General features: G+C 69.2%; 17 protein-coding genes. 9 read left to right on the top strand and 8 right to left on the bottom strand.

Annotation, left to right across the window (positions count from 1 at the left end; translation table 11 throughout):
• Positions 1-40 precede the first annotated feature (40 nt).
• The 4 genes from B0B14_RS06835 to dxs all read left to right on the top strand — a co-directional run bounded on the left by B0B14_RS06835 (position 41) and on the right by dxs (position 6,448).
• A complete protein-coding gene (locus tag B0B14_RS06835; protein WP_076680686.1) occupies positions 41-640 on the top strand; it encodes a DUF3710 domain-containing protein in 600 nt (199 codons plus the stop codon).
• Positions 637-1,395, top strand: coding sequence for a DUF3159 domain-containing protein (locus B0B14_RS06840; protein WP_076680687.1), 759 nt, complete (start codon positions 637-639; stop codon positions 1,393-1,395). The genes B0B14_RS06835 and B0B14_RS06840 overlap by 4 nt, the downstream gene beginning before the upstream one ends.
• Positions 1,396-1,546: 151 nt before the next feature.
• On the top strand, positions 1,547-4,381 hold the full coding sequence (locus tag B0B14_RS06845) for an aconitate hydratase (RefSeq protein ID WP_076680688.1): 2,835 nt from the start codon (positions 1,547-1,549) through the stop codon (positions 4,379-4,381).
• Positions 4,382-4,498: 117 nt separating this feature from the next.
• Entirely contained in the window at positions 4,499-6,448 is a 1,950-nt protein-coding gene (gene dxs / locus B0B14_RS06850; RefSeq protein ID WP_076680689.1) for a 1-deoxy-D-xylulose-5-phosphate synthase, read from the top strand.
• Positions 6,449-6,452: 4 nt separating this feature from the next.
• On the opposite strand, the gene B0B14_RS06855 is transcribed toward dxs, so the two are convergent.
• From B0B14_RS06855 to B0B14_RS06880, 6 genes are all read right to left on the bottom strand, one after another.
• Positions 6,453-7,136: a TetR/AcrR family transcriptional regulator gene (locus B0B14_RS06855; protein ID WP_076681320.1), complete on the bottom strand. Its 684-nt coding sequence runs from the start codon at positions 7,134-7,136 to the stop codon at positions 6,453-6,455.
• 29 nt (positions 7,137-7,165) lie between these two features.
• Positions 7,166-7,879, bottom strand: coding sequence for an SPFH domain-containing protein (locus B0B14_RS06860; RefSeq protein WP_076680690.1), 714 nt, complete (start codon positions 7,877-7,879; stop codon positions 7,166-7,168).
• Between the two features lie 199 nt (positions 7,880-8,078).
• A complete protein-coding gene (locus B0B14_RS06865; RefSeq protein WP_076680691.1) occupies positions 8,079-10,226 on the bottom strand; it encodes a 3-hydroxyacyl-CoA dehydrogenase NAD-binding domain-containing protein in 2,148 nt (715 codons plus the stop codon).
• 4 nt (positions 10,227-10,230) lie between these two features.
• Positions 10,231-11,433, bottom strand: a complete 1,203-nt coding sequence (locus B0B14_RS06870) for a thiolase family protein (protein WP_076680692.1) — start codon at positions 11,431-11,433, stop codon at positions 10,231-10,233.
• Positions 11,434-11,506: 73 nt separating this feature from the next.
• Positions 11,507-12,706, bottom strand: a complete 1,200-nt coding sequence (locus B0B14_RS06875; protein ID WP_076680693.1) for a ribonuclease D — start codon at positions 12,704-12,706, stop codon at positions 11,507-11,509.
• A complete protein-coding gene (locus B0B14_RS06880) occupies positions 12,699-13,289 on the bottom strand; it encodes a DUF3000 domain-containing protein (protein WP_076680694.1) in 591 nt (196 codons plus the stop codon). Before B0B14_RS06880 ends, B0B14_RS06875 begins: the two co-directional genes overlap by 8 nt.
• A 25-nt stretch (positions 13,290-13,314) precedes the next feature.
• Between B0B14_RS06880 and B0B14_RS06885 the strand changes: the two genes are divergently transcribed.
• The gene (locus B0B14_RS06885; RefSeq protein ID WP_076680695.1) at positions 13,315-14,541 is read left to right on the top strand and encodes an alpha/beta hydrolase family protein; all 1,227 of its coding nucleotides are present in this window, start codon (positions 13,315-13,317) and stop codon (positions 14,539-14,541) included.
• 9 nt (positions 14,542-14,550) lie between these two features.
• Here B0B14_RS06885 and B0B14_RS06890 read toward each other — a convergent pair whose 3' ends face one another.
• Both B0B14_RS06890 and B0B14_RS06895 read right to left on the bottom strand, forming a co-directional pair.
• Entirely contained in the window at positions 14,551-14,991 is a 441-nt protein-coding gene (locus B0B14_RS06890; protein ID WP_076680696.1) for a SufE family protein, read from the bottom strand.
• 58 nt (positions 14,992-15,049) lie between these two features.
• Positions 15,050-15,946 carry a sulfurtransferase gene (locus B0B14_RS06895; protein WP_076680697.1) on the bottom strand — a complete coding sequence of 299 codons (897 nt, stop codon included), beginning with the start codon at positions 15,944-15,946 and terminating at the stop codon, positions 15,050-15,052.
• 120 nt (positions 15,947-16,066) lie between these two features.
• On the opposite strand from B0B14_RS06895, the gene zapE reads away from it, so the two are divergent.
• From zapE to B0B14_RS06915, 4 genes are all read left to right on the top strand, one after another.
• Entirely contained in the window at positions 16,067-17,089 is a 1,023-nt protein-coding gene (gene zapE / locus B0B14_RS06900) for a cell division protein ZapE (protein WP_076680698.1), read from the top strand.
• A 201-nt stretch (positions 17,090-17,290) separates the two neighbouring features.
• A complete protein-coding gene (locus B0B14_RS06905; protein ID WP_076680699.1) occupies positions 17,291-18,559 on the top strand; it encodes an ammonium transporter in 1,269 nt (422 codons plus the stop codon).
• A 185-nt stretch (positions 18,560-18,744) separates the two neighbouring features.
• Entirely contained in the window at positions 18,745-19,206 is a 462-nt protein-coding gene (locus tag B0B14_RS06910; protein WP_372236634.1) for a type II toxin-antitoxin system PemK/MazF family toxin, read from the top strand.
• 195 nt (positions 19,207-19,401) lie between these two features.
• Positions 19,402-20,748: a DUF7507 domain-containing protein gene (locus B0B14_RS06915; protein WP_076680701.1), complete on the top strand. Its 1,347-nt coding sequence runs from the start codon at positions 19,402-19,404 to the stop codon at positions 20,746-20,748.
• The last annotated feature ends 24 nt before the right edge of the window (positions 20,749-20,772 follow it).

The following is a 20,772-nucleotide window of genomic DNA, read 5'->3' on the forward strand; positions in this document are numbered from 1 at the left end:
GCTTCTCCGCGACCGAAGACAACGAAGGACGGAGTCAGGCATGAGCGATGACAGCACGCAGGACACGACGGGCGCGGCCCCCGCGCAGAATCGAGCGGATGTCGGTCCGTTCGACGAGTCCGAGGCGGCAGCGGTCCGTCCGTACATCGATCTCGGCGGGATCAAGATTCTCCCGCGCGAAGGGCTGAACCTGCGCCTCGAGGTGGAGGAGCAGACGAAGCGGATCGTCGCCGTCGGCCTCGACTACGCGGATTCCACGCTGCAGGTCCAGCCGTTCGCGGCGCCCCGCACGACCGGGCTCTGGGAGGAGACGCGCGAGCAGATCCGTCAGCAGATCCGCCAGCAGGGCGGCCGCGTCGAAGAGCGCGAGGGCCCGCTCGGACCCGAGCTCCTCGCCGAAGTGCCCGTCGTCGCCGGTGCCGACGGAGCGGCGGGCAAGCGCCTCGCGCGATTCGTCGGCGTCGACGGACCCCGCTGGTTCCTCCGCGGAGTGATCGGGGGAGCGGCCACGAGCGACGTCGCCGCGGCCGCGCAGATCGAGGATCTGTTCCGCTCGATCGTCGTCGTGCGCGGCGGCACGCCGATGCCCCCTCGAGACCTCATCCCGCTGCGGATGCCGGCGACTCCGGGCACCGCGTGACCGACTCGAACTCCGACCTGACGCCGCCCGAACGGGAGGCCTCGGCATCCGACATCCTCGGGCAGGCGCTCGGGGGAGCGGCGCGTCGTGCCGGCCTCGACCCGAACGCCAACGCGTCGACGGGCCACGTCGTGTGGCACGCGATGGGCGGCTGGCGCGGCGTGCTCGAATCGGTGCTGCCGGGGCTCGTGTTCATCGTCGTGTTCACGGTCACGATGGACCCCGAGGCCGGGCAGGGCAACCTCTGGCTCGCCCTCGGCCTGTCGGTCGGCATCGCCGCGGTGTTCACGGTGGTGCGGCTCGCGCAGCGCTCGCCGGTCAGTGCGGCGCTCGGGGGACTCATCGCGACCGCGGTGGCCGCCGCGCTCGCCCTGTTCACGGGACGCGGTGAGGACAACTTCATCCCCGGCTTCATCACGAACGCCGTGTACGGGAGCGCCCTGCTCGTCTCGGCCCTGATCGGCTGGTCGCTGATCGGCCTCGCCGCCGGGTGGCTCATGGGCGAGGGGACGGCGTGGCGAGGCGACAAGCGCAAGCGCCGCACGTTCTTCTGGCTCGCGATCGCGTGGGCAGGACTGTTCTTCCTCCGGCTCGGCGTGCAGCTCCCGCTGTACTTCGCGGGTGACGTCGCGGCCCTCGGAACACTGAAGCTCGTGATGGGTCTTCCGCTGTTCGCACCGCTCGTGGCGGTCACCTGGCTGGCGGTCCGGGCTCTGTATCCCCGCGCGCCGATGGAGGCGTCCGCCGACGCGTGATCCGCGGCGGCGGTGGTATATTTATCTTGACATCAAGATAAATTCCTCCCCGTGGAGAGTTAGGGCCACCTCACTAGCCGAGGCCTGCCGACCGGGGGAAGATGGAGACGCGGGCCCCGCCCCGCCTCCGCCGCCGACGAAGGAGACACACGTGTCCACGGTTGACAGCTTCGGTGCCAAGAGCACCCTGACGGTCGGCAGCACCGACTACGAGATCTTCCGCATCGACACCGTCGCCGGGTACGAGAAGCTCCCGTTCAGCCTCAAGGTCCTCCTCGAGAACCTTCTGCGCACGGAAGACGGCGCCAACGTCACGAAGGCGCAGATCGAGGCCCTCGGCTCGTGGGACCCCGCGGCTGAGCCTGACACCGAGATCCAGTTCACGCCCGCGCGCGTAGTGATGCAGGACTTCACCGGCGTTCCCTGCATCGTCGACCTCGCCACGATGCGCGAGGCCGTCGGCGCGCTGGGCGGCGACCCCGACAAGATCAACCCGCTCTCGCCCGCCGAGATGGTCATCGACCACTCCGTGATCGCCGACCTGTTCGGCACGGAGAACGCCCTCGAGCGCAACGTCGAGATCGAGTACGAGCGCAACGGCGAGCGGTACCAGTTCCTCCGCTGGGGCCAGACGGCGTTCGACGACTTCAAGGTCGTTCCGCCGGGCACCGGCATCGTGCACCAGGTGAACATCGAGCACCTCGCGAAGGTCATCTACGACCGCACGGTCGACGGCGTCCTGCGCGCCTACCCCGACACGTGCGTCGGCACCGACTCGCACACCACGATGGTCAACGGCCTCGGCGTGCTCGGCTGGGGCGTGGGCGGCATCGAGGCCGAGGCCGCGATGCTCGGCCAGCCCGTGTCGATGCTCATCCCGCGCGTCGTCGGCTTCAAGCTCACCGGCGAGATCCCCGCCGGCGTCACCGCCACCGACGTCGTGCTCACGATCACCGACATGCTGCGCAAGCACGGTGTCGTCGGCAAGTTCGTCGAGTTCTACGGAGCCGGCGTCGCCTCCGTGCCGCTGGCCAACCGCGCCACGATCGGCAACATGAGCCCCGAGTTCGGCTCGACGGCCGCCATATTCCCGATCGACGACGTCACGCTCGACTACCTGCGCCTCACCGGCCGGAGCGACCAGGCCGTCTCGCTCGTCGAGGCGTACGCGAAGACCCAGAAGCTGTGGCACGACGCGTCGCACGAGCCGTCCTTCAGCGAGTACATGGAGCTCGACCTGTCGACCGTGGTCCCCAGCATCGCGGGTCCGAAGCGTCCGCAGGACCGCATCCTGCTGTCGGAGGCGAAGTCGCAGTTCGAGATCGACATCCTGAACTACGCCGACGCCACGACCTCCGACGACATCGTCGACCTCGAGTCGAAGCACTCGTTCCCCGCCTCCGACCCGGGCGCCGCTCCCGGCGACGAGCACGAGGAGACGCGCGTCGTGCACATCTCCAGCGGCGGTCCGGCCGCGGCATCCAAGCCGGTCAAGGTCACCGCCCCCGACGGCACGTCGTACATCCTCGACAACGGCGCCGTGACGCTCGCAGCGATCACGTCGTGCACCAACACGTCGAACCCGTCGGTCATGCTCGCAGCCGGGCTGCTGGCCCGCAACGCGCTGGAGAAGGGCCTCAAGCAGAAGCCGTGGGTCAAGACCACGCTCGGCCCGGGCTCCAAGGTCGTGACCGACTACTACGAGAAGTCGGGCCTCGACAAGGCGCTCGAAGGCCTCGGCTTCTACACCGTCGGCTACGGCTGCACGATCTGCATCGGCAACTCGGGACCGCTCATCGAAGAGGTCTCCGCGGCCATCAACGATCACGATCTGGCCGTCACCGCGGTGCTGTCCGGAAACCGCAACTTCGAGGGCCGCATCAGCCCCGACGTGAAGATGAACTACCTCGCATCGCCGCCGCTGGTGGTCGCCTACGCTCTCGCCGGATCGATGCACTTCGACTTCGAGACCGACCCGCTCGGCAAGGACCGCGACGGCAACGACGTGTTCCTGAAGGACATCTGGCCCTCGCCCGAAGAGGTGCAGGCCACGATCGACACGTCGATCTCACGCGAGCAGTTCATCAAGCAGTACGCCACGGTGTTCGAGGGCGACGAGCGCTGGAAGAGCCTTCCGACTCCGGATGACTCGGTCTTCCAGTGGGACGAGAACTCGACGTACGTGCGCAAGGCCCCGTACTTCGACGGCATGACGATGGAGCTCACTCCGGTCGCCGACATCCACGGCGCCCGCGTCATGGCCACGCTCGGCGACTCGGTCACGACCGACCACATCAGCCCGGCCGGCAACATCAAGATCGGCACCCCGGCGGCGAAGTACCTCGAGGAGCACGGCGTCCGCCAGAAGGACTTCAACTCCTTCGGCTCGCGTCGCGGCAACCACGAGGTCATGATCCGCGGCACGTTCGCCAACATCCGCCTGAAGAACCTCCTCGTGAGCGCCGTCAACGACGGAGCGGTCGTCGAGGGAGGCTTCACGCGCGACTTCACGCAGGAGGGCGGCCCGCAGTCGTTCATCTACGACGCGTCGCAGAACTACCAGGCGCAGGGCATCCCGCTCGTGATCTTCGGCGGCAAGGAGTACGGCTCCGGCTCGTCGCGCGACTGGGCGGCCAAGGGCACGAGCCTGCTCGGCGTCAAGGCGGTCATCACCGAGAGCTTCGAGCGCATCCACCGCTCGAACCTGATCGGCATGGGTGTCGTCCCCCTCCAGTTCCCGGCCGGCGAGAGCTGGGAGTCGCTCGGACTCGACGGCACCGAGATCGTCTCGATCACGGGCCTCGAGCAGCTCAACGAGGGTGTCACGCCGAAGACCGTCACGGTCACGGCGACCCCCAGCGAGTTCTCCGCCGAGGGCAAGCAGCCGGTGACGTTCGAGGCCGTCGTGCGCATCGACACGCCCGGTGAGGCCGATTACTACCGCAACGGCGGCATCCTGCAGTACGTTCTGCGGTCGCTCGTCTGACGCATCGAAGCCCCGGGCCTGAAAAGGGCCCGGGGCTTCGGCGTGTGCGCAGACTCCACGCGTAGACTCGGAGGATGCTGCGGCATCCCGCATTCAGGTGACGAAAGGGCAGACCGGATGGGCCTTCTGGAGAACATCGGCGGTCCACGCGACCTCGACGCCCTCTCCCCGGCGCAGCTCGAAGAGCTCGCCGCCGAGATCCGCGCATTCCTCGTCGAGAATGTCTCCCGCACGGGCGGGCACCTCGGGCCGAATCTCGGAGTCGTCGAGCTCACGATCGCGCTCCACAAGGTCTTCGATTCGCCCAACGACCCCGTCATCTTCGACACCGGGCACCAGTCGTACGTCCACAAGCTGCTGACCGGCCGTCAGGACTTCTCCGATCTGCGCTCGCGCGGCGGCCTCGCCGGCTACCCGCAGCGATCGGAGAGTCCTCACGACGTCGTCGAGTCCTCCCACGCGTCGAGCTCGCTCAGCTGGGCCGACGGACTCTCGCGCGCGCTCACCCGCACGGGTCGCACCGATCGTCACGTCGTCGCCGTCGTGGGAGACGGCGCGCTCACCGGTGGCATGACGTGGGAGGCGCTCAACAACATCTCCGACGACAACGACCGCAACCTCGTCATCATCGTCAACGACAACGGACGCTCCTACGCGCCGACGATCGGCGGCATGGCCCGCTATCTGAACCGTGTACGGACCGCGGAGACGTATCGCACGCTCCACGAGGGCTCCGCGACGGTGTTCCGCAAGCTCGGCCCGGCGGCGCGCGCCGTCTACCGCGGTGTCCGCGGCGGAACGCACGGCTTCCTGTCGCGGTTCGCGAACAACACCGACCTGTACTCGAACCTCGACATCAAGTACCTGGGTCCCGTCGACGGCCACGACCTCGAGACGCTCGTCGAGACGCTCGAGCTCGCGAAGTCGTACGGTGCCCCCGTGATCGTGCACGCGATCACCGACAAGGGACGCGGCTACCAGCCTGCGCGCGACGACGAAGCCGACCAGTTCCATGCCGTCGGTCGCATCGACCCCGTCTCGGGCCTTCCGGTCGGCGGGTCGTCGAGTCTCGGGTGGACGGATGTCTTCGCGGAGGAGCTCGTCTCCATCGGCGAGGAGACGCCCGAAGTCATCGGGATCACCGCGGCGATGCTGCGCCCCACGGGCCTCCTGCCGTTCGCGCAGCGGTTCCCCGACCGCGTGTACGACGTGGGAATCGCCGAGCAGCACGCCGTGGCATCCTCGGCCGGCATGGCCTACGGAGGACTCCACCCGGTCGTGGCGATCTACGCGACGTTCATGAACCGCGCGTTCGACCAGGTGCTGATGGATGTCGCCCTGCACAAGGCGGGCGTCACGTTCGTGCTCGACCGCGCCGGCGTGACCGGCCCCGACGGTCCCAGCCACCACGGCATCTGGGATCTCGCGATGCTGCAGATCGTCCCGAACATCCGCATCGCCGTACCGCGCGACGAGATCCGTCTGCGCGAGGAGCTGCGCGAGGCCGTCGCGGTCGACGACGCCCCCACCGTCATCCGCTACCCGAAGGGGTCGGTGAGCCCCGAGCTTCCCGCGATCGAACGGCTCGACGACGGCGTCGACGTGCTGGTGCGCGGCGATGCCGAAGACGTTCTGATCGTCGGCATCGGCCCCATGGCGCATCTGGCCGTCGACGTGGCCGAGCGCCTGCGCGCACAGGGGATCGGCGCCACCGTCGTCGATCCGCGGTGGGCTGTTCCGGTTCAGCCGTCGATCGTGGAGCTCGCCGCCTCGCACCGCCTCGTCATCACCATCGAGGACGGCATCCGCGTCGGCGGCGTCGGAACCCGCGTGCGCCAGGTGCTGCGTGAAGCGGGTGTCGACACGGCCGTCGACGAGCTCGGGCTTCCCGACGAGTTCATAGATCACGCCAGCCGCGAGCAGATCCTCGAGGATGCCGGACTCACGGCGTCGAAGATCGCGCAGGATGTCGTCTCCCAGGTGCTGGGCACCCGGATCCCCGTGGCGCGAGCGTCGGCCGACGCGCCCCTCGTGGGGGACTGGGCGCGCTCGAACGCCGACGGCTGAGCAGTCAGGCCCGAACCTCTCCCACGAGATCCAGGAGCTCGCTGAGGGGCGCGCGCAGCACCGGAACCCGCGCCAGCGGGAGGGCGGACTTCAGCAGCTTCAGTCCGCCGTCCAGAAGGGTCTGCGTGCGGCGCTGACCGGGGGAGCGGTCGTAGACCCAGAACAGCGCGAGAAGCAGATGGCCGAGCACGAAGGCCTTCGGCAGGGCGCCGGCGAGGTCGGCGGGGAGCTTGTGCGACGAGCCGTCCACGGCCTCCCGGAAGAGTCCTTCCACGATCTCGAGTGCGGGCGCGGACTCGGGTGACAGCGGGTTGATCGGGGAGCGGGGTGAGACGGCGGCGGAGAGGAACTCGGGGGCGTGCGGGTGGTACGGCGCCAGCTGCTCCAGTCCCGTGCGGTAGACGCTCCCGAGACGCTGGATGAGATCGGTGGATGTCGCAAGCTCGGGCTGCGCGGCATCCCGATGCCGTTCCTGCACGTCGAGATAGAGCTCCTGCACGAGATGGTTCTTGCTCGCGAAGTGGTAGTTCGTCGTGCCGACGGAGACACCCGCCTCGTCGGCGATCAGTCGGATGGTCGTGGCGTCGTAGCCGCGCTCGCGGAAGGATCGGAGAGCGACGTCGCGGATCAGCGCGCGCGTTCGCTCGCTCTTGGTAGTGGTGGCGGCAGGGCTGGATGAACTGAACACGTTCAGATCATTCCACACCGGCTCCGAGGTCACCCGACCGACGTGAGACGATTCGCGAAGATCGTGGGCGCGGGGTCCCATCCGGATGTCGACGGATGCGGCGTCCCGCCGGTCATCGCCTGCGACAGCAGATAACCGTCGGTGAGGGCGTCGCCGGTCACCATGACGCTGAGCAGCTCGATGCCGCACTCGGTGCGCACCCGCTCCGCGCTGGCGGCCACGACACGCGGCGAGAGCAGCTCGTTCGGCGGGAGGATCGCTCCGTCGAGGCCGTGCACGAGGTCGCGCAGCGCCGCGCCGACGATGTTCCCCGCCCGCTCCTTCACGTTGACGACGTCGAGCTCGAGCACGCGCAGATCGTGGCCCGAGACGATCGGCCGCCAGTCGTACGACGCGTGGACGAGGTGCTGGTGACCGCCGGCTCCCGTGAGGCTGCGCGCTGGGAGGTCCGTCGAGCGGGCGCGCACGTCGACCATCCGGTACCAGTTGAAGATCGGGAACGCCCCGTGCGTACCCGGCCGCAGCACCACGACCTCACCGCGCGCATCGCCCGAACCGCGGACCCGGCGGATGATCGGCTTCCCATTGCGGGTGCGGATCGCGGCAGAGCCCTCGTCCACCGTCACGAGGAAGAGCTTCATGAGCGCCGGCACGACGACGAGCATCGTCAGCGCGGCGCCGCTCGTCTTGACCAGCACGCTGAGCGCGTTGCCGCTGAACAACCCGGAGATCATCTCGAACATGGTGCCAGGATGCCTCGCGCGCGGGAGTCGATCGGCCCACCGACGCGGTCGCGCGCGAGAGTTCACGCGCTCGACGGCCTCCGTTGTCCTGCGCGAGCGCAATGCTTTGCCCGAAAACAGGCGATGCGCCGAGATCAGGCTGATCTGCGAGAGAACAGCCTGTCTTCGGCGCATCGCCTGTCTGGGGCGGGCGCGCCGCCTATGCCGACGCGATCCCGCGGATCGCGGGGTGGTGGAACGTGTCGCCGAAGGCGCGCTCGGATGCCCCCTCGCGGTCGAGGTAGGGCGATGCTCCGCCGTCGATGAAGGGCCATCCGGCACCGAGGATCAGGCACAGGTCGATGTCTTCGACCTCGGGCACGACGCCCTCGTCGAGCATGATCTTGATCTCCTGCGCGAGCCCGTCCTGGACGCGACCCAGGATCGTCGCCGCAGATGCGGGCGTCGATCCCGTGTGGCCCTTGAGCACCTTGTCGGCCACCTTCGTGAATCCGGTGACGCGACCGCCCTTGTCCTTCTCCACGACGGCGTCGAGCTCGGCCAGCGCGTGGAAGTTCTCGTTGGCGTAGAACCGGTCGGGGAATGCGCGCACCATCGTGTCCTGCACGTGCGCGGCCACCTTCCAGCCGACCAGGTCGATCAGCTGGAACGGCCCCATCGGCAGCCCGAGTGGGGCGAATGCCTTCTCGACATCGGCGACGGGAGTGCCCTCGTAGACGGCGCGGGCCGCCTCGCCCATGACCTTGGCCAGGAGGCGGTTCACCACGAATCCGGGTGCGTCCGCCGTGAGCACCGCATTCTTGCCGAGGCCCTTGGCCACCACGAACGCGGTCGAGAGCGCGGCATCCGCCGTCTGGGGCGTCTTGACGATCTCGATGAGCGGCATGACGGCGACCGGGTTGAAGAAGTGGAAGCCCACCAGGCGCTCGGGGTGCTCGAGCTTCGACCCGATCTCCTCCACCGACAGCGACGAGGTGTTGGTGGCGAGGATCGCATCGGGAGCGATGATCTTCTCGATCTCTCCGAAGACGGTCTGCTTGACGCCGACCTCCTCAAAGACGGCCTCGATGACGAAATCGCAGTCCGCGAACAGGCTCTTGTCGGTCGTGCCGGTGACGAGAGCACGGAGCTGGTTGGCCGCATCGGCGTCGAGACGCCGCTTGGCCTGAAGCTTGCCGATCTCGTCGTGGATGTACGCCACACCCTTGTCGACGCGTGCCTGGTCGAGGTCGGTGATCAGCACGGGCACCTTGAGCTTGCGCACGAACAGCAGCGCGAACTGGCTGGCCATCAGACCCGCACCGATGATGCCGACCTTGGCGACCTTCTTCGCGAGCTCCTTGTCGGGAGCACCCACCGGACGCTTCGCGCGCTTCTGCACGAGATCGAAGGCGTACATGGATGCCGCGAACTGGTCGCCCGTGACGAGCTCCGCGAGGGCGTCGTCTTCGCGGGCGAAGCCCTCGGCCTTCGTGCCGCTCTTCGCTTTCTCGAGCAGCTCGAGCGCGACGTAGGGCGACTTCGGCACCGTGCCGATCTTCGACTCGAGCATGCCACGGGCCATCTTGATGGCGACGGGCCACTTGACAGCGCGCTCGATCTTGCCGGGCTCGTTCTTGCGGTCGACCTTGATCTTTCCGTTCAGCACGCCGTCGGCCCACGCGAGCGAGCTCTCCAGGTATGTCGCCGGCGAGAAGATCGCGTCGACGATGCCGTAGTCGAACGCCTGCTGGGGCTTCAGCATCCGGTTCTGCTTGAGCGGGTTGGAGATCACGACCTCGAGCGCGTTCTCGATGCCGATCAGGTTGGGCAGCAAGTACGCCCCGCCCCATCCGGGGATGATGCCGAGGAACACCTCGGGCAGCGCGATCGCGGCGGCGGAGGAATCCACGGTGCGGTAGGTCGAATTGAGGGCGATCTCGAGGCCGCCACCGAGCGCGAGCCCGTTGACGAAGGCGAAGGAGGGCACTCCGAGCTCGCCGAGCTGGCCGAGCACCTTGTGTCCGAGCTGGGCGATGAGCTTGGCGTTGTCCTTCGATCCCACCCGGGAGATGTCGGACAGATCGGCGCCGGCGGCGAGGATGTACTGCTTGCCGGTGATGCCGACCGCCTGGATCTCGCCGGCGGCCGCCCGCGCGGTGAGGGCTGTCAGGGTCTGCCCCAGCTCGGTCAGCGTCGCCGGACCGAGCGTGTTCGGCCGCGTGTGGTCGCGCCCGTTGTCGAGCGTGATGAGGGCGAGCACCTTGCCGGAGGGGAGGCGGATGTCGCGCACGGGGGAGTGCGTGATCACCTCGCCCTCGGTGAGGGCCATGATGGGCGTGAAGTCGACGTCGTCGTAGTTCGTCATCGGATCAGCGCTTCTTTCCGTCGTAGTGCGGGTTCTCCCAGATGACCGAACCGCCCTGTCCGAGGCCCACGCACATCGCGGTGAGGCCATAGCGCACGTCGGGACGCTCGGCGAACTGCGCCGCGAGCTGGATCATCAGACGCACACCGGATGCCGCGAGGGGGTGACCCAGCGCGATCGCGCCGCCCCACTGGTTGACGCGCGGGTCGTCGTCGTCGATGCCGAAGTGATCGAGGAGGGAGATCACCTGGATCGCGAACGCCTCGTTGAGCTCGAAGAGGCCGATGTCGCCGATCGTGAGACCGGCCTTCTTCAGCGCCTTCTCCGTGGAGGGGATCGGGCCGATGCCCATGATCTCCGGCTGCACGCCAGCGAATGCGAACGAGACGAGGCGCATCTTCGGGGCGAGACCGAGCTCCTTGACGGCTCGACCGCCCGCGAGGAGCGACATCGTCGCGCCGTCGGTGAGCGGCGACGATGTTCCGGCGGTCACCCGGCCGTGCGGACGGAACGGAGTCTTCAGCGCGGCTAGGTCGTCCATCGTCGTCTGCGGACGGCGACCCTCGTCTTCGGTGGCCAGCCCCCAGGCGCCGTCGGCGTCCTTGACGGCGACCGACACCAGGTCGGGCTGGAACTTGCCGGCGTCGTACGCCGCCTGAGCCTTCTGCTGACTGCGCATGCCGAACCGATCGGAGCGCTCCTTCGTGAGGTGCGGGAAGCGATCGAAGATGCGCTCGGCCGTGACGCCCATGTTCAAGGCGCCCGGGTCGACCATGCGCTCCGAGACGAAGCGCGGGTTGGGGTCGGCGTTTCCGCCGATCGGGTAGTGCCCCATGTGCTCGACGCCGCCGGCGAGGGCGAGGTCGTACATGCCCATGCCGATGGATCCCGCCATCGTCGTGACGCTCGTCATCGCTCCGGCGCACATCCGGTCGATCGCGAAGCCGGGCACCGACTGCGGGAGCCCCGCGAGGATCGCGACCGAGCGGCCGAGGGTCAGGCCCTGTTCGCCGGTCTGCGACGTCGCGGCGATCGCGACGTCGTCGATGCGGTCCGCAGGAACGTTCGCGTTGCGCTCCATGAGTCCGATGGTCGCCTTGACGGCGAGGTCATCGGAGCGGGTGTTCCAGTACTGGCCTTTTTCGCCGGCACGCCCGAAAGGGGTTCGCATGCCATCGACGAAGAAGACGTCCGAGATCTCGGCCACTCTGCCTCCAAGTTTGGGTATGACCCCAGCCTACGGAAGGCGTTTTTCCCGGCTCGAATCGGGTGGGGGAAACCTACGAAGCGGTTTCGGGCGCCTCCGAGTCGTCTTGCACGGAACCCACAAAGGCATCGGCGATCACCTGTGCAGTCTGCGCAATCTGCCACGGGCGCGCGCCGAGCGCGGCCAGCGATGCGCCGATGGACTCGGCCGTGATGTCGGCGGGAGGCGTCCACGCGACGCGGCGGAGGGTCTCGGGTGTCAGCAGGTTCTCGGTCGGCATCGCCAGAGCCTCGGCGATCTCCTCGACCCGTGGCCTGGCCGCCTTCAGGCGGGCGTCGGCGTCGGGGTTGCGATCGACCCAGGCCCGCGGGGGCGGCAGCGTGTCGCCGCCGACCGCGCGGTCGGTCGGGAGGTCGGTCGCCGCGCGACCGGCCTCGATCGCCGCCCACCACCGGTCGAGCTCGGAGCGGCTCGCACGGCCGTTGAACTCCTTGAGGCGCGCGAGCTCGGCCTTCGACGGGGGATCGGCGAGGATCGCAGCGACGAGCGATCGATCGGGCACGAGCCGGCCGGGCGAGACATCCTGCGCCTGCGCGAACTCCTCACGCGCCTGCCACAGCGATCGTGCGACCGCGAGAGCCCGCCGACCACGGACGGTGTGCAGGCCGCTCAGACGCCGCCAGGGCTCTTCGCGCGCCGGCTTGGGCACCCGATCGAGCACCGCGCGGAACTCCTCGGCCGCGAACTCGGTCTTGGCCTGCTCGACGAGTTCGGCGACGAGGACGTCGCGGACGTCGATGAGGTGCTCGACATCGAGGGCGGCGTACTCCAGCCACGACTGCGGCAGCGGTCGCGTGGACCAGTCGGACGCGGAGTGGGCCTTGGCGAGGGTGATGCCCAGCGTGTCCTCCACGACGGCGCCGAGCCCGACGCGCGCATGCCCGAGGAGCCGGGCGGCGAGCTCGGTGTCGAAGATCGTGTGAGGGTCGAGCCCCAGTTCGCGCAGCGACGGCAGGTCCTGGCTCGCGGCGTGCAGCACCCACTCCTCGTCGCCGATCGCCTCCTGGAGAGCGGTGAAGTCGCCGACCGCGGGCGGGTCGAAGAGGAAGACGCCCGCGCCACGGCGGAACACCTGCACCAGATACGCGCGCTGCGAGTAGCGGAAGCCCGACGCGCGTTCGACGTCGACGGCGACCGGGCCCGTGCCCTCGGCCAGCGTCAGCGCCGCATCGACGGCGGCATCGGCATCCGTGATGACGGTGTATTCAGCCACGCGCAGTCCTGCGAGTTCCGAGCACTTCGATGCCCTCCGACCCCGGGGGCAACCCCGCCAACATGCAGACGAGTTCGGCCCAGGCCTCGACGTGCGGGGTGAGGGGTCCCTGGGGAGACCAAGAGGCGCGCAGTTCGATCTGGGCGCCGTCGCCTTCGGCGGCGAGCGTGCCGAAGCCCTTCGAGATCGTCTTGGTGGCGGTGCCGGATGCCGAGTGGTGTCCGGCGCCGTGCGACTTCAGCGCGTCGACGAGCCACGCCCACGCGACGTCGGCCAGGAGCGGATCGACGCCGATGTCGGGTTCGAGCGGCGCCTGCGCGAAGCAGATGATGCGCCACGGCCCGTTCCATGCACCCGGCTCGTCGGGATCGTGCAGCAGGATGAGGCGTCCGGTGCCGTAGGGGGAGTCGACGCCCTCCTCCTCCGGTCGCACGTCGCCGGCCAAGGCGAGGGCGTCGGGCGCGAGTCCGGGCGGAGCGGGGATCTCGCGGACGAGGAAGTCCCCGCGGATCTCGAGCGAGCGGATGTCGTCTGCGGCGCGCGCGAAGGCGACCGGAGTCGCGGGGGGACGGAGCGTGGCCACGCCGACAGACTAGAGTGAGGCCTCGATGGTCCCCTCCAGGCGCGCCGCATCACGCGGCGCCTCACCCGCACTCGTGGACACGCTCCGCGCAGCCGTCGCAGGCTTGAGCCTCGCGCTGGCCGGTGTGCTGTCGGTCCTCGCGTTCTTCTCGGTGCGTCTGGCCCGCCAGGTCGTGACCCCGGCGCTGCGGGTCGCCGACACCCGCATCCTCTCGCTCGACACCGCCGCGCAGACGATCACGCTGTCGCGAACGGCCGACACCGGACTCCCCGGCCGTTACGGCCTCTTCACGAGCGGCACCGAGGCGTATCTCAAGCTCGGGTCCGTGCTCGCGGAGGACGACACGTCGGTGAAGCGCAAGCTCCTGACCGAGGTGGACGGCCGTTCGCGCCTGTCACCGGATGCCGCCTTCAGCGGGTGGTACTTCTCCCGCCCGGAAGAGCTCCACCTCCCCTTCAGCCCCGAACTCGTCGGCTCACCGCTCGGACCGTGCCCGGCCTGGCTTTTCCCCGCCGATCCGGATGCCGCCGCCGAGACCGACACGTGGGTCATCCAGGTGCACGGACGCGGCACCACACGGGCGGAGTGCCTCCGTGCCGTTCCGCTGTTCCATTCCCTCGGCTTCTCGAGCCTCGTGGTGTCGTACCGCAACGACGGCGAGGCGCCGCGCAGCCGCGCCGGCACGTACGCCCTCGGCGCCACCGAGTGGCGCGACGTGGATGCCGCGCTCGGCTTCGCCCGCCGCCGCGGCGCGAAGCGCGTCCTGCTCATGGGCTGGTCGATGGGCGGCGCGATCGTGCTGCAGGTCGCGCTCAACTCGGCCCACCGCGACCTGATCGCCGGGATCATCGTCGATTCCCCCGTGGTCGACTGGCGGGTCGTCCTCGACTATCAGGCGAAGCTCATGCGGGTCCCGCACACCGTCGCGGGCCTGGCGATCGGGGCCCTCGCGGCCGACTGGGCGACGCCCGTCGTCGGTTCGGGCGCGGCGATCCCGTTCGATCGCCTCGACGTCGTCAAGCGTGCGGCGGAGCTGCGGCATCCGGTGCTCATCCTGCACTCCGACGACGACGGCTTCGTGCCCTCGGATGCGTCGCACGACCTCGTCCTCGCGCGTCCCGACCTCGTCGAGCTCGAAGTGTTCGAGGTCGCCCGCCACACGAAGCTGTGGAACTACGACCAGGAGCGGTGGAGCGACCGCATCCGCACCTGGATCGACCGCCGCGTGACGGCGCCCGCGGCGAGCGGCTGACGTCTGCGGTCAGGCCGCGCGCTTCGCCTTCACCTGACGCTTCGCGCGCAGGAGCATCCCCGTCATGCCGGCGATGCGCAGGGGCGACACGGCGCGCGTGAGGCCGATGGACTGCGGGAAGTCGTCGGGGATGCCGATCACTTCGTCGGCGGTGAGTCCGGTGAGACCCTGCGCGAGGATGCTCGCGAACCCCCGCGTCGTCGGCGCCTCGCGCGGCGCGGTGGCATGCATCGCCACGACGTCGTCGGCGGAGACGTCGACGACGATGTAGACCGGCGACTGGCATTCGACGACCCGCTCCTGCAGCTCGGGGTGCCCCGCGTACTCCTCGGGGATGTCCGGGAGGTCGTTCGCGAATTCGAGAAGCAGCTCGAGACGCTCGGGCTCGGGGAGCTCGAGGAACTCCTCGCGGATCTCGGCGAGGCGGGAGGGGAGGGCGGTGTCGGTCATCGCCCCCATCCTCCCACGCGTACGGTGCGAGCGCCGGGCGCGCGGACCGCGCGGAGGGCTAGACCGTGCCGGGCTCGGATCCCGTGACGATCGGAACCCGCACAGCGCTGCCCCACTCGGTCCACGAGCCGTCGTAGTTGCGCACGTTCTCGAAGCCGAGCAGGTGGTTGAGCACGAACCACGTGTGGCTCGACCGCTCGCCGATGCGGCAGTACGCGACGATCTCGTCGCCGTCGCGCAGTCCGGCCCCGTCGCGGTAGATCGCGTCGAGCTCGGCGCGGGACTTGAAGCCGCCGTCCTCGGCGACCGCCCGCGCCCACGGCACGCTCTGCGCCGTCGGGATGTGCCCGGCGCGCAGCGCGCCCTCCTCGGGATAGGCCGGGGCGGACGTGCGGGTGCCGTCGTACTCCTCCGGGGAGCGCACGTCGATGAGCGATCCGCGGCCGAGATGCGCCACCACGTCCTCCTTGTAGGCGCGCAGAACCGAGTCGTCGCGCTCGACGACGGGGTACTCGGTCGTCGGACGCACGGTCTTGTCGGTCGTGATCGGCCGTCCCTCCGCGATCCACTTGTCGCGGCCGCCGTCGAGGAGACGCACGTCCTCGTGTCCGAACAGCGAGAACACCCAGAGCGCGTAGGCGGCCCACCAGTTGTTCTTGTCGCCGTAGATCACGACGGTGTCGTCGCGTGCGATGCCCTTGCGGCTGAGCAGCTCGGCGAAACCCGCGCCGTCGACGTAGTCGCGCACGACGGGGTCGTTCAGCTCGGTGTGCCAGTCGACCTTCACGGCTCCCGGGATGTGACCGGTCTCGTAGAGGAGCACATCCTCGTCGGATTCCATCACGACGAGTCCGGGCGTGCCGAGGCGCGCCTCGAGCCACTCGCCCGTCACGAGGCGACCCGGCTCGGAGTATTCGGCGAACTTGGCGGACGACGTGTCGGTCTCGACGGTCACTGGGGGCTCCTCGGGTCGGGGATCGATGGGCGACGGTAGGGTGGAACCGTCGACTCCGACCCTAGATTCCCCGGCGGGGTACCGCATTCCCGCCGTCACCCTGCGACACAGGATCACCGCATGACCTCCACCGGCATCGTCCATCTCTCCGAGCGCGCTCCGCAGGTCTCGGGGGCCGAGATGGTCGCCGCGCTCGTTCCGCCTCCGCAGTTCGACGACGCGACGTTCGACACATACCGTGCCGACCCTGCCTTCCCGTCGCAGCAGGAAGCGAAGGACACCCTCCTGGCCTTCTGCGGCCAGGGGGCTCCCGCCGCGAAGGGCGGATTCTTCCGACGCCCCAAGAAGGGGCCCGAGCCCAAGCCGGGCGTGTACCTCGACGGCGGCTTCGGCGTCGGCAAGACCCACCTGCTCGCCGCCGTCTATCTCGACATGCCCGCCCGGCGGAAGTACTTCGGCTCGTTCATCGAGTACACCGCGCTGGTGGGCGCACTGGGCTACAAGAACACCGTCGACCTGTTCCGCGGCTCCGACCTGCTGTGCATCGACGAGTTCGAACTCGACGATCCCGGCGACACGATGGTGATGACCCGGCTGCTGGGCGAGCTCGTCGCGACGGGAACGAAGCTGGCGGCGACGTCCAACACCCCGCCGAATGCCCTCGGCGAGGGGCGTTTCGCGGCCCAGGACTTCCTCCGCGAGATCCACGCGATGTCGGCGAGCTTCGAGACGCTCCGCATCGACGGCACCGACTACCGTCAGCGCGCGCTCGACGGGCACGCGGTGTCGCTGGCCGACGACGAGTATCCGACGGCGATCGCGGATGCCGCGACGCGCGGCGTGGTGTCCGACGACGCGTTCGACTCGCTGATCGACCACCTCGCCCGTGTGCACCCCAGCCGGTACATCCGTCTGCTCGACGGGCTCGACGTCATCGGCCTGCGCGACGTGCACCAGCTCGTCGACCAGTCGAGCGCGCTGCGCCTGGTGGCCTTCATCGACCGCGCGTATGACGCGCAGATCCCCATCCGGGCCTCCGGACGCCCTCTCGACGAAGTCTTCGGAGACGAGATGCTGGCCGGCGGATATCGCAAGAAGTACCTCAGGGCCGTCTCACGGCTCAACGCCCTCACACACGAGTGAGAGGGGTTCGGGGGCCGACTGACGGCATCCCGAAACGTGATGTTTACGCAGGGGGCACCCGCGTAACCGTTGCGAAACACGACACGCACGCCGTTCGAAACGGTGTGTCGTGAAACTTGGGCCCAGCCCGAAGTGCCGCGACCCGACCTGCGGCCACCTCGGCGCCCCTCGAGTAACACGACACATTGGATGAGGATTCTCATGGACAGCGGAAATCTCGCTTGGTACATCACCGCGACAGCGCTGGTGCTCTTCATGACGCCGGGCGTGGCGTTCTTCTATGGCGGTCTCGTCAAGGCGAAGAGCGTCGTCAGCATGATGATGATGAGCTTCGGCGCCATCGCACTCATCGGCGTTCTCTGGATCCTCTACGGATTCAACATGGGCACCGTGAGCCCCGGCGAGGGAAACCTCATCCCCGGCGTGCTCGGCAACCCCTTCTCGGACTTCGGTCTCACCAAGCTCGCTGAGGGCAGCCTCGGCACGCAGGGCGACGGCCTCGCCGGCGTCGCGTACGGTGCGACCTTCGCGATCATCACGGTCGCACTGATCTCCGGCGCCATCGCCGACCGCGCCAAGTTCGGCGCGTGGATGATCTTCGCGGCCATCTGGGCCACCATCGTCTACTTCCCGGTCGCCGGCTGGGTCTGGGGCTTCAACGACGAGGGGATGACCGGCTGGATCGGCAACCTCGGTGGTCTGCTGGGCCTCTCCACCACCACGATCGACTACGCGGGCGGCACGGCCGTCCACATCAACGCCGGTGCCGCCGCCCTCGCGCTGGCGCTCGTCCTCGGCAAGCGCATCGGCTTCCAGAAGGGCATCCAGAAGCCGCACAACGTGCCCCTCGTGCTCCTGGGCGCGGCGATCCTGTGGTTCGGCTGGTTCGGCTTCAACGGCGGCGCTGCGGCGACGGTCGGCATGGACGGACTCGGCCTCATCACGATCAACACGCTCGGCGCCACCGCCGCGGCGATCCTCGGCTGGGTCATCATCGAGAAGGTCAAGGACGGCAAGGCCACGTCGGTCGGCGCTGCGTCCGGAGCCGTCGCAGGCCTGGTCGCCATCACCCCCGCGTGCTACGCACTCGCACCGGGCTGGGCGCTCCTCCTCGGCCTCGTGGCCGGTGTCGTCTGCGCCCTCGCGGTCGAGCTCAAGTGGAAGCTCGGCTTCGACGACTCGCTCGACGTCGTCGGCATCCACCTCGTCGGCGGCCTCATCGGAACCCTGTACCTCGGCTTCTTCGCCACGGGCACGGGCCTGTTCCTCGGCGGCAACGCCGACCAGCTGATCGTCCAGTTCCTCTCGGCCGGCGCCGTCCTGCTCTACTCGTTCGCCGTCGCCTGGGTCCTGGGCACGATCATCGAGAAGACGATCGGCTTCCGCGTCACCAACGAGGACGAGATCGCCGGAGTCGACACCGTCGTCCACGGCGAAGAGGGCTACAAGCTCGCCGACCAGATCGCCTGATCGGTTCCACTTCCTCGCACACAGCAGCAGAGGGGCGTCGCGTTCGCGCGGCGCCCCTCTCGCGTGCGCCGGGCGGGGGCACGTGAGAGGGTGGGCAGGTGGCTCAGAGAACGACCCTCCTCGATCGGATCAAGGGCTTCTTCCGTGCGGCGGCGCCGGGCGTCGTCAACGTGGCCGCGGGCGGACTGCCGGTGCTCGACGAGCAGCTGCAGCGCGCCGCACGCGCCGACGCCGCGATCGCGACCGTCGAGATCCCGCCGCCGGGCCGCAACGGCCTGCGGATCACGTACGCCCCGGATCGCGACGGGGATCCGGATGCCGGTGAGGTCGTGTGGACCTGGGTGCCCTACGCCGAGAACGACGGCCGCGGCAAAGACCGACCGGTGCTCGTGATCGGCCGTCAGAGCGCCGACCGCGTGTACGCCGTGCGGCTCACGAGCAAGGCGCACGAAGGCGATCGCGATTTCCTCTCGATCGGGTCGGGTCCGTGGGATTCCCAGGGCCGGCCGTCATGGGTCGACATCGAGCAGCTGTACAGCGTGCATGCGAACGGGATGCGCCGAGAGGCATCCGCTCTCGACCTCGATCGGTTCACGCGGATCGCGGCGGCCCTCCAGCGTCGCTACGGCTGGAGCGTGGGGGAGTAGACCCCGCTTTCGGCCGGTACGCAATCGAGCGCGGCGAGTACGCAAGCGAGGGCTCGTCACTACTGCACCTCGATGGGCGCGCACGGCACCACCTCCTCTCGAGCGACCGGCGACCGCCGCGCCTGACAACGTCGAATGATCGACTTCGCTCCGCCGGATCGCCCGCGGAGACGACATTCCTCGGGGGAGACGCTCTTGAACACCATTTCCGCGCGCCCGGCGCGCACACTGTCACTCGGCCTCATCGGCCTTCTCGTCGCGGGCGGTACGTCCGCCCTCACCACCGCGGCCGTCGCGGACGATTCGTACGCGCCCGTCGCTGCCGAGGTGCCCACGCTTGCGCCCCTCACGCTGGAGCCGGCGACGCGCTACACGATCTCCAAGGATCGGATGTGGTGCTGGGACGACACCACGATGGCGGAGGACGACGAGCAGCGCTCGTCCGCCGCCTTCGTCAACGGCTTCACTCCACGCAGCAATGCGGCCAGCGCGGGCAGCGTCGGGAGTGATGCGAACATCACCACCTGGATCTCTGACGGAGACAGCATCCGATACTTCGGGACGAGTGCCGGATGCAGCGTTTCCAGCACGGTCTGGGGCGACGTCGACGGTGCGTGGGACCTCACGAGCTTCGGCACGCCGCCGGAGATGGCGGAGCAGTACGCCACCGATCCCGGCGACGGCGCCGTGCCGTTCGACGGCTCGTGGTGGAAGCGCATCCCCCTGGACAACGTCGATGCCGGCGCACCCGGGAAGTTCATCTTCACCGGCGACAAGGTGCTCGGCCCCTTCACGGCCGACACCCGGCCGGTGCGCGTCTGGTACGGCAACGTGCCCGGGGTCAACACGGGTACAACGCCGAACCCCGGCGTGCGGATCTCATCCGCCGACTCGGCCTACATCGCGGTTGCCCAGCCCGGTCTTTCGGTGCTGCGCGAGGTCTGCATCGACGGACTCTGCGACCCGGCCGACGACGCCGCGTGGGGGAAGGACGTCCTGGTGCCGCGCGGATCCGACGTGCGGTGGCGCACGACCGTCACCAACACGGGCAACCTGACCCTCACCGGCCTCACCGTCTCGGACGACGGCTTCGCCGGCGACGACTTCCCGACGACCCTCGCCCCCGGCGCGTCCGCCTCGGTCGTCTACACGCAGGAGTCGCTCGTCGGAGCGGTCACCAGCCCGGCCACGGCGTCGGCGGACTTCGCAGACCCCACCCGCGCGGGCGCGTTCCTGCCGGGGCAGTCCATCGGCGAGCGCTACATCGCCGCGGCATCCGCTCTCGGTCAATCGCACGTGCTGACCGCGACCGACGCGGCATCCGCCCGCACGCCCGACGAGATCGTTCCCGAGATCGTCGACCCCGAGGTCGATCCGACACCCGAGGAGAAGCCCCTCACCGAGGGCAGCGGATCGGTCACCCCGCAGGAGCTCGCCGCCACCGGCGGGCAGCAGCTCTGGGCCGGCGTGGGAGCGGCGATCGCCTCTCTCGTCCTGGGTGCGCTCGCCCTCGTCGCGCGGCGGCGCCCCCGCGGGGTCTGACGACGAAGGAGGCGGATGCTGCGC

The sequence above is a fragment of the Microbacterium sp. RU33B genome (genome assembly GCF_900155915.1).
In the GTDB taxonomy this organism is placed as follows: Bacteria; Actinomycetota; Actinomycetes; order Actinomycetales; family Microbacteriaceae; genus Microbacterium.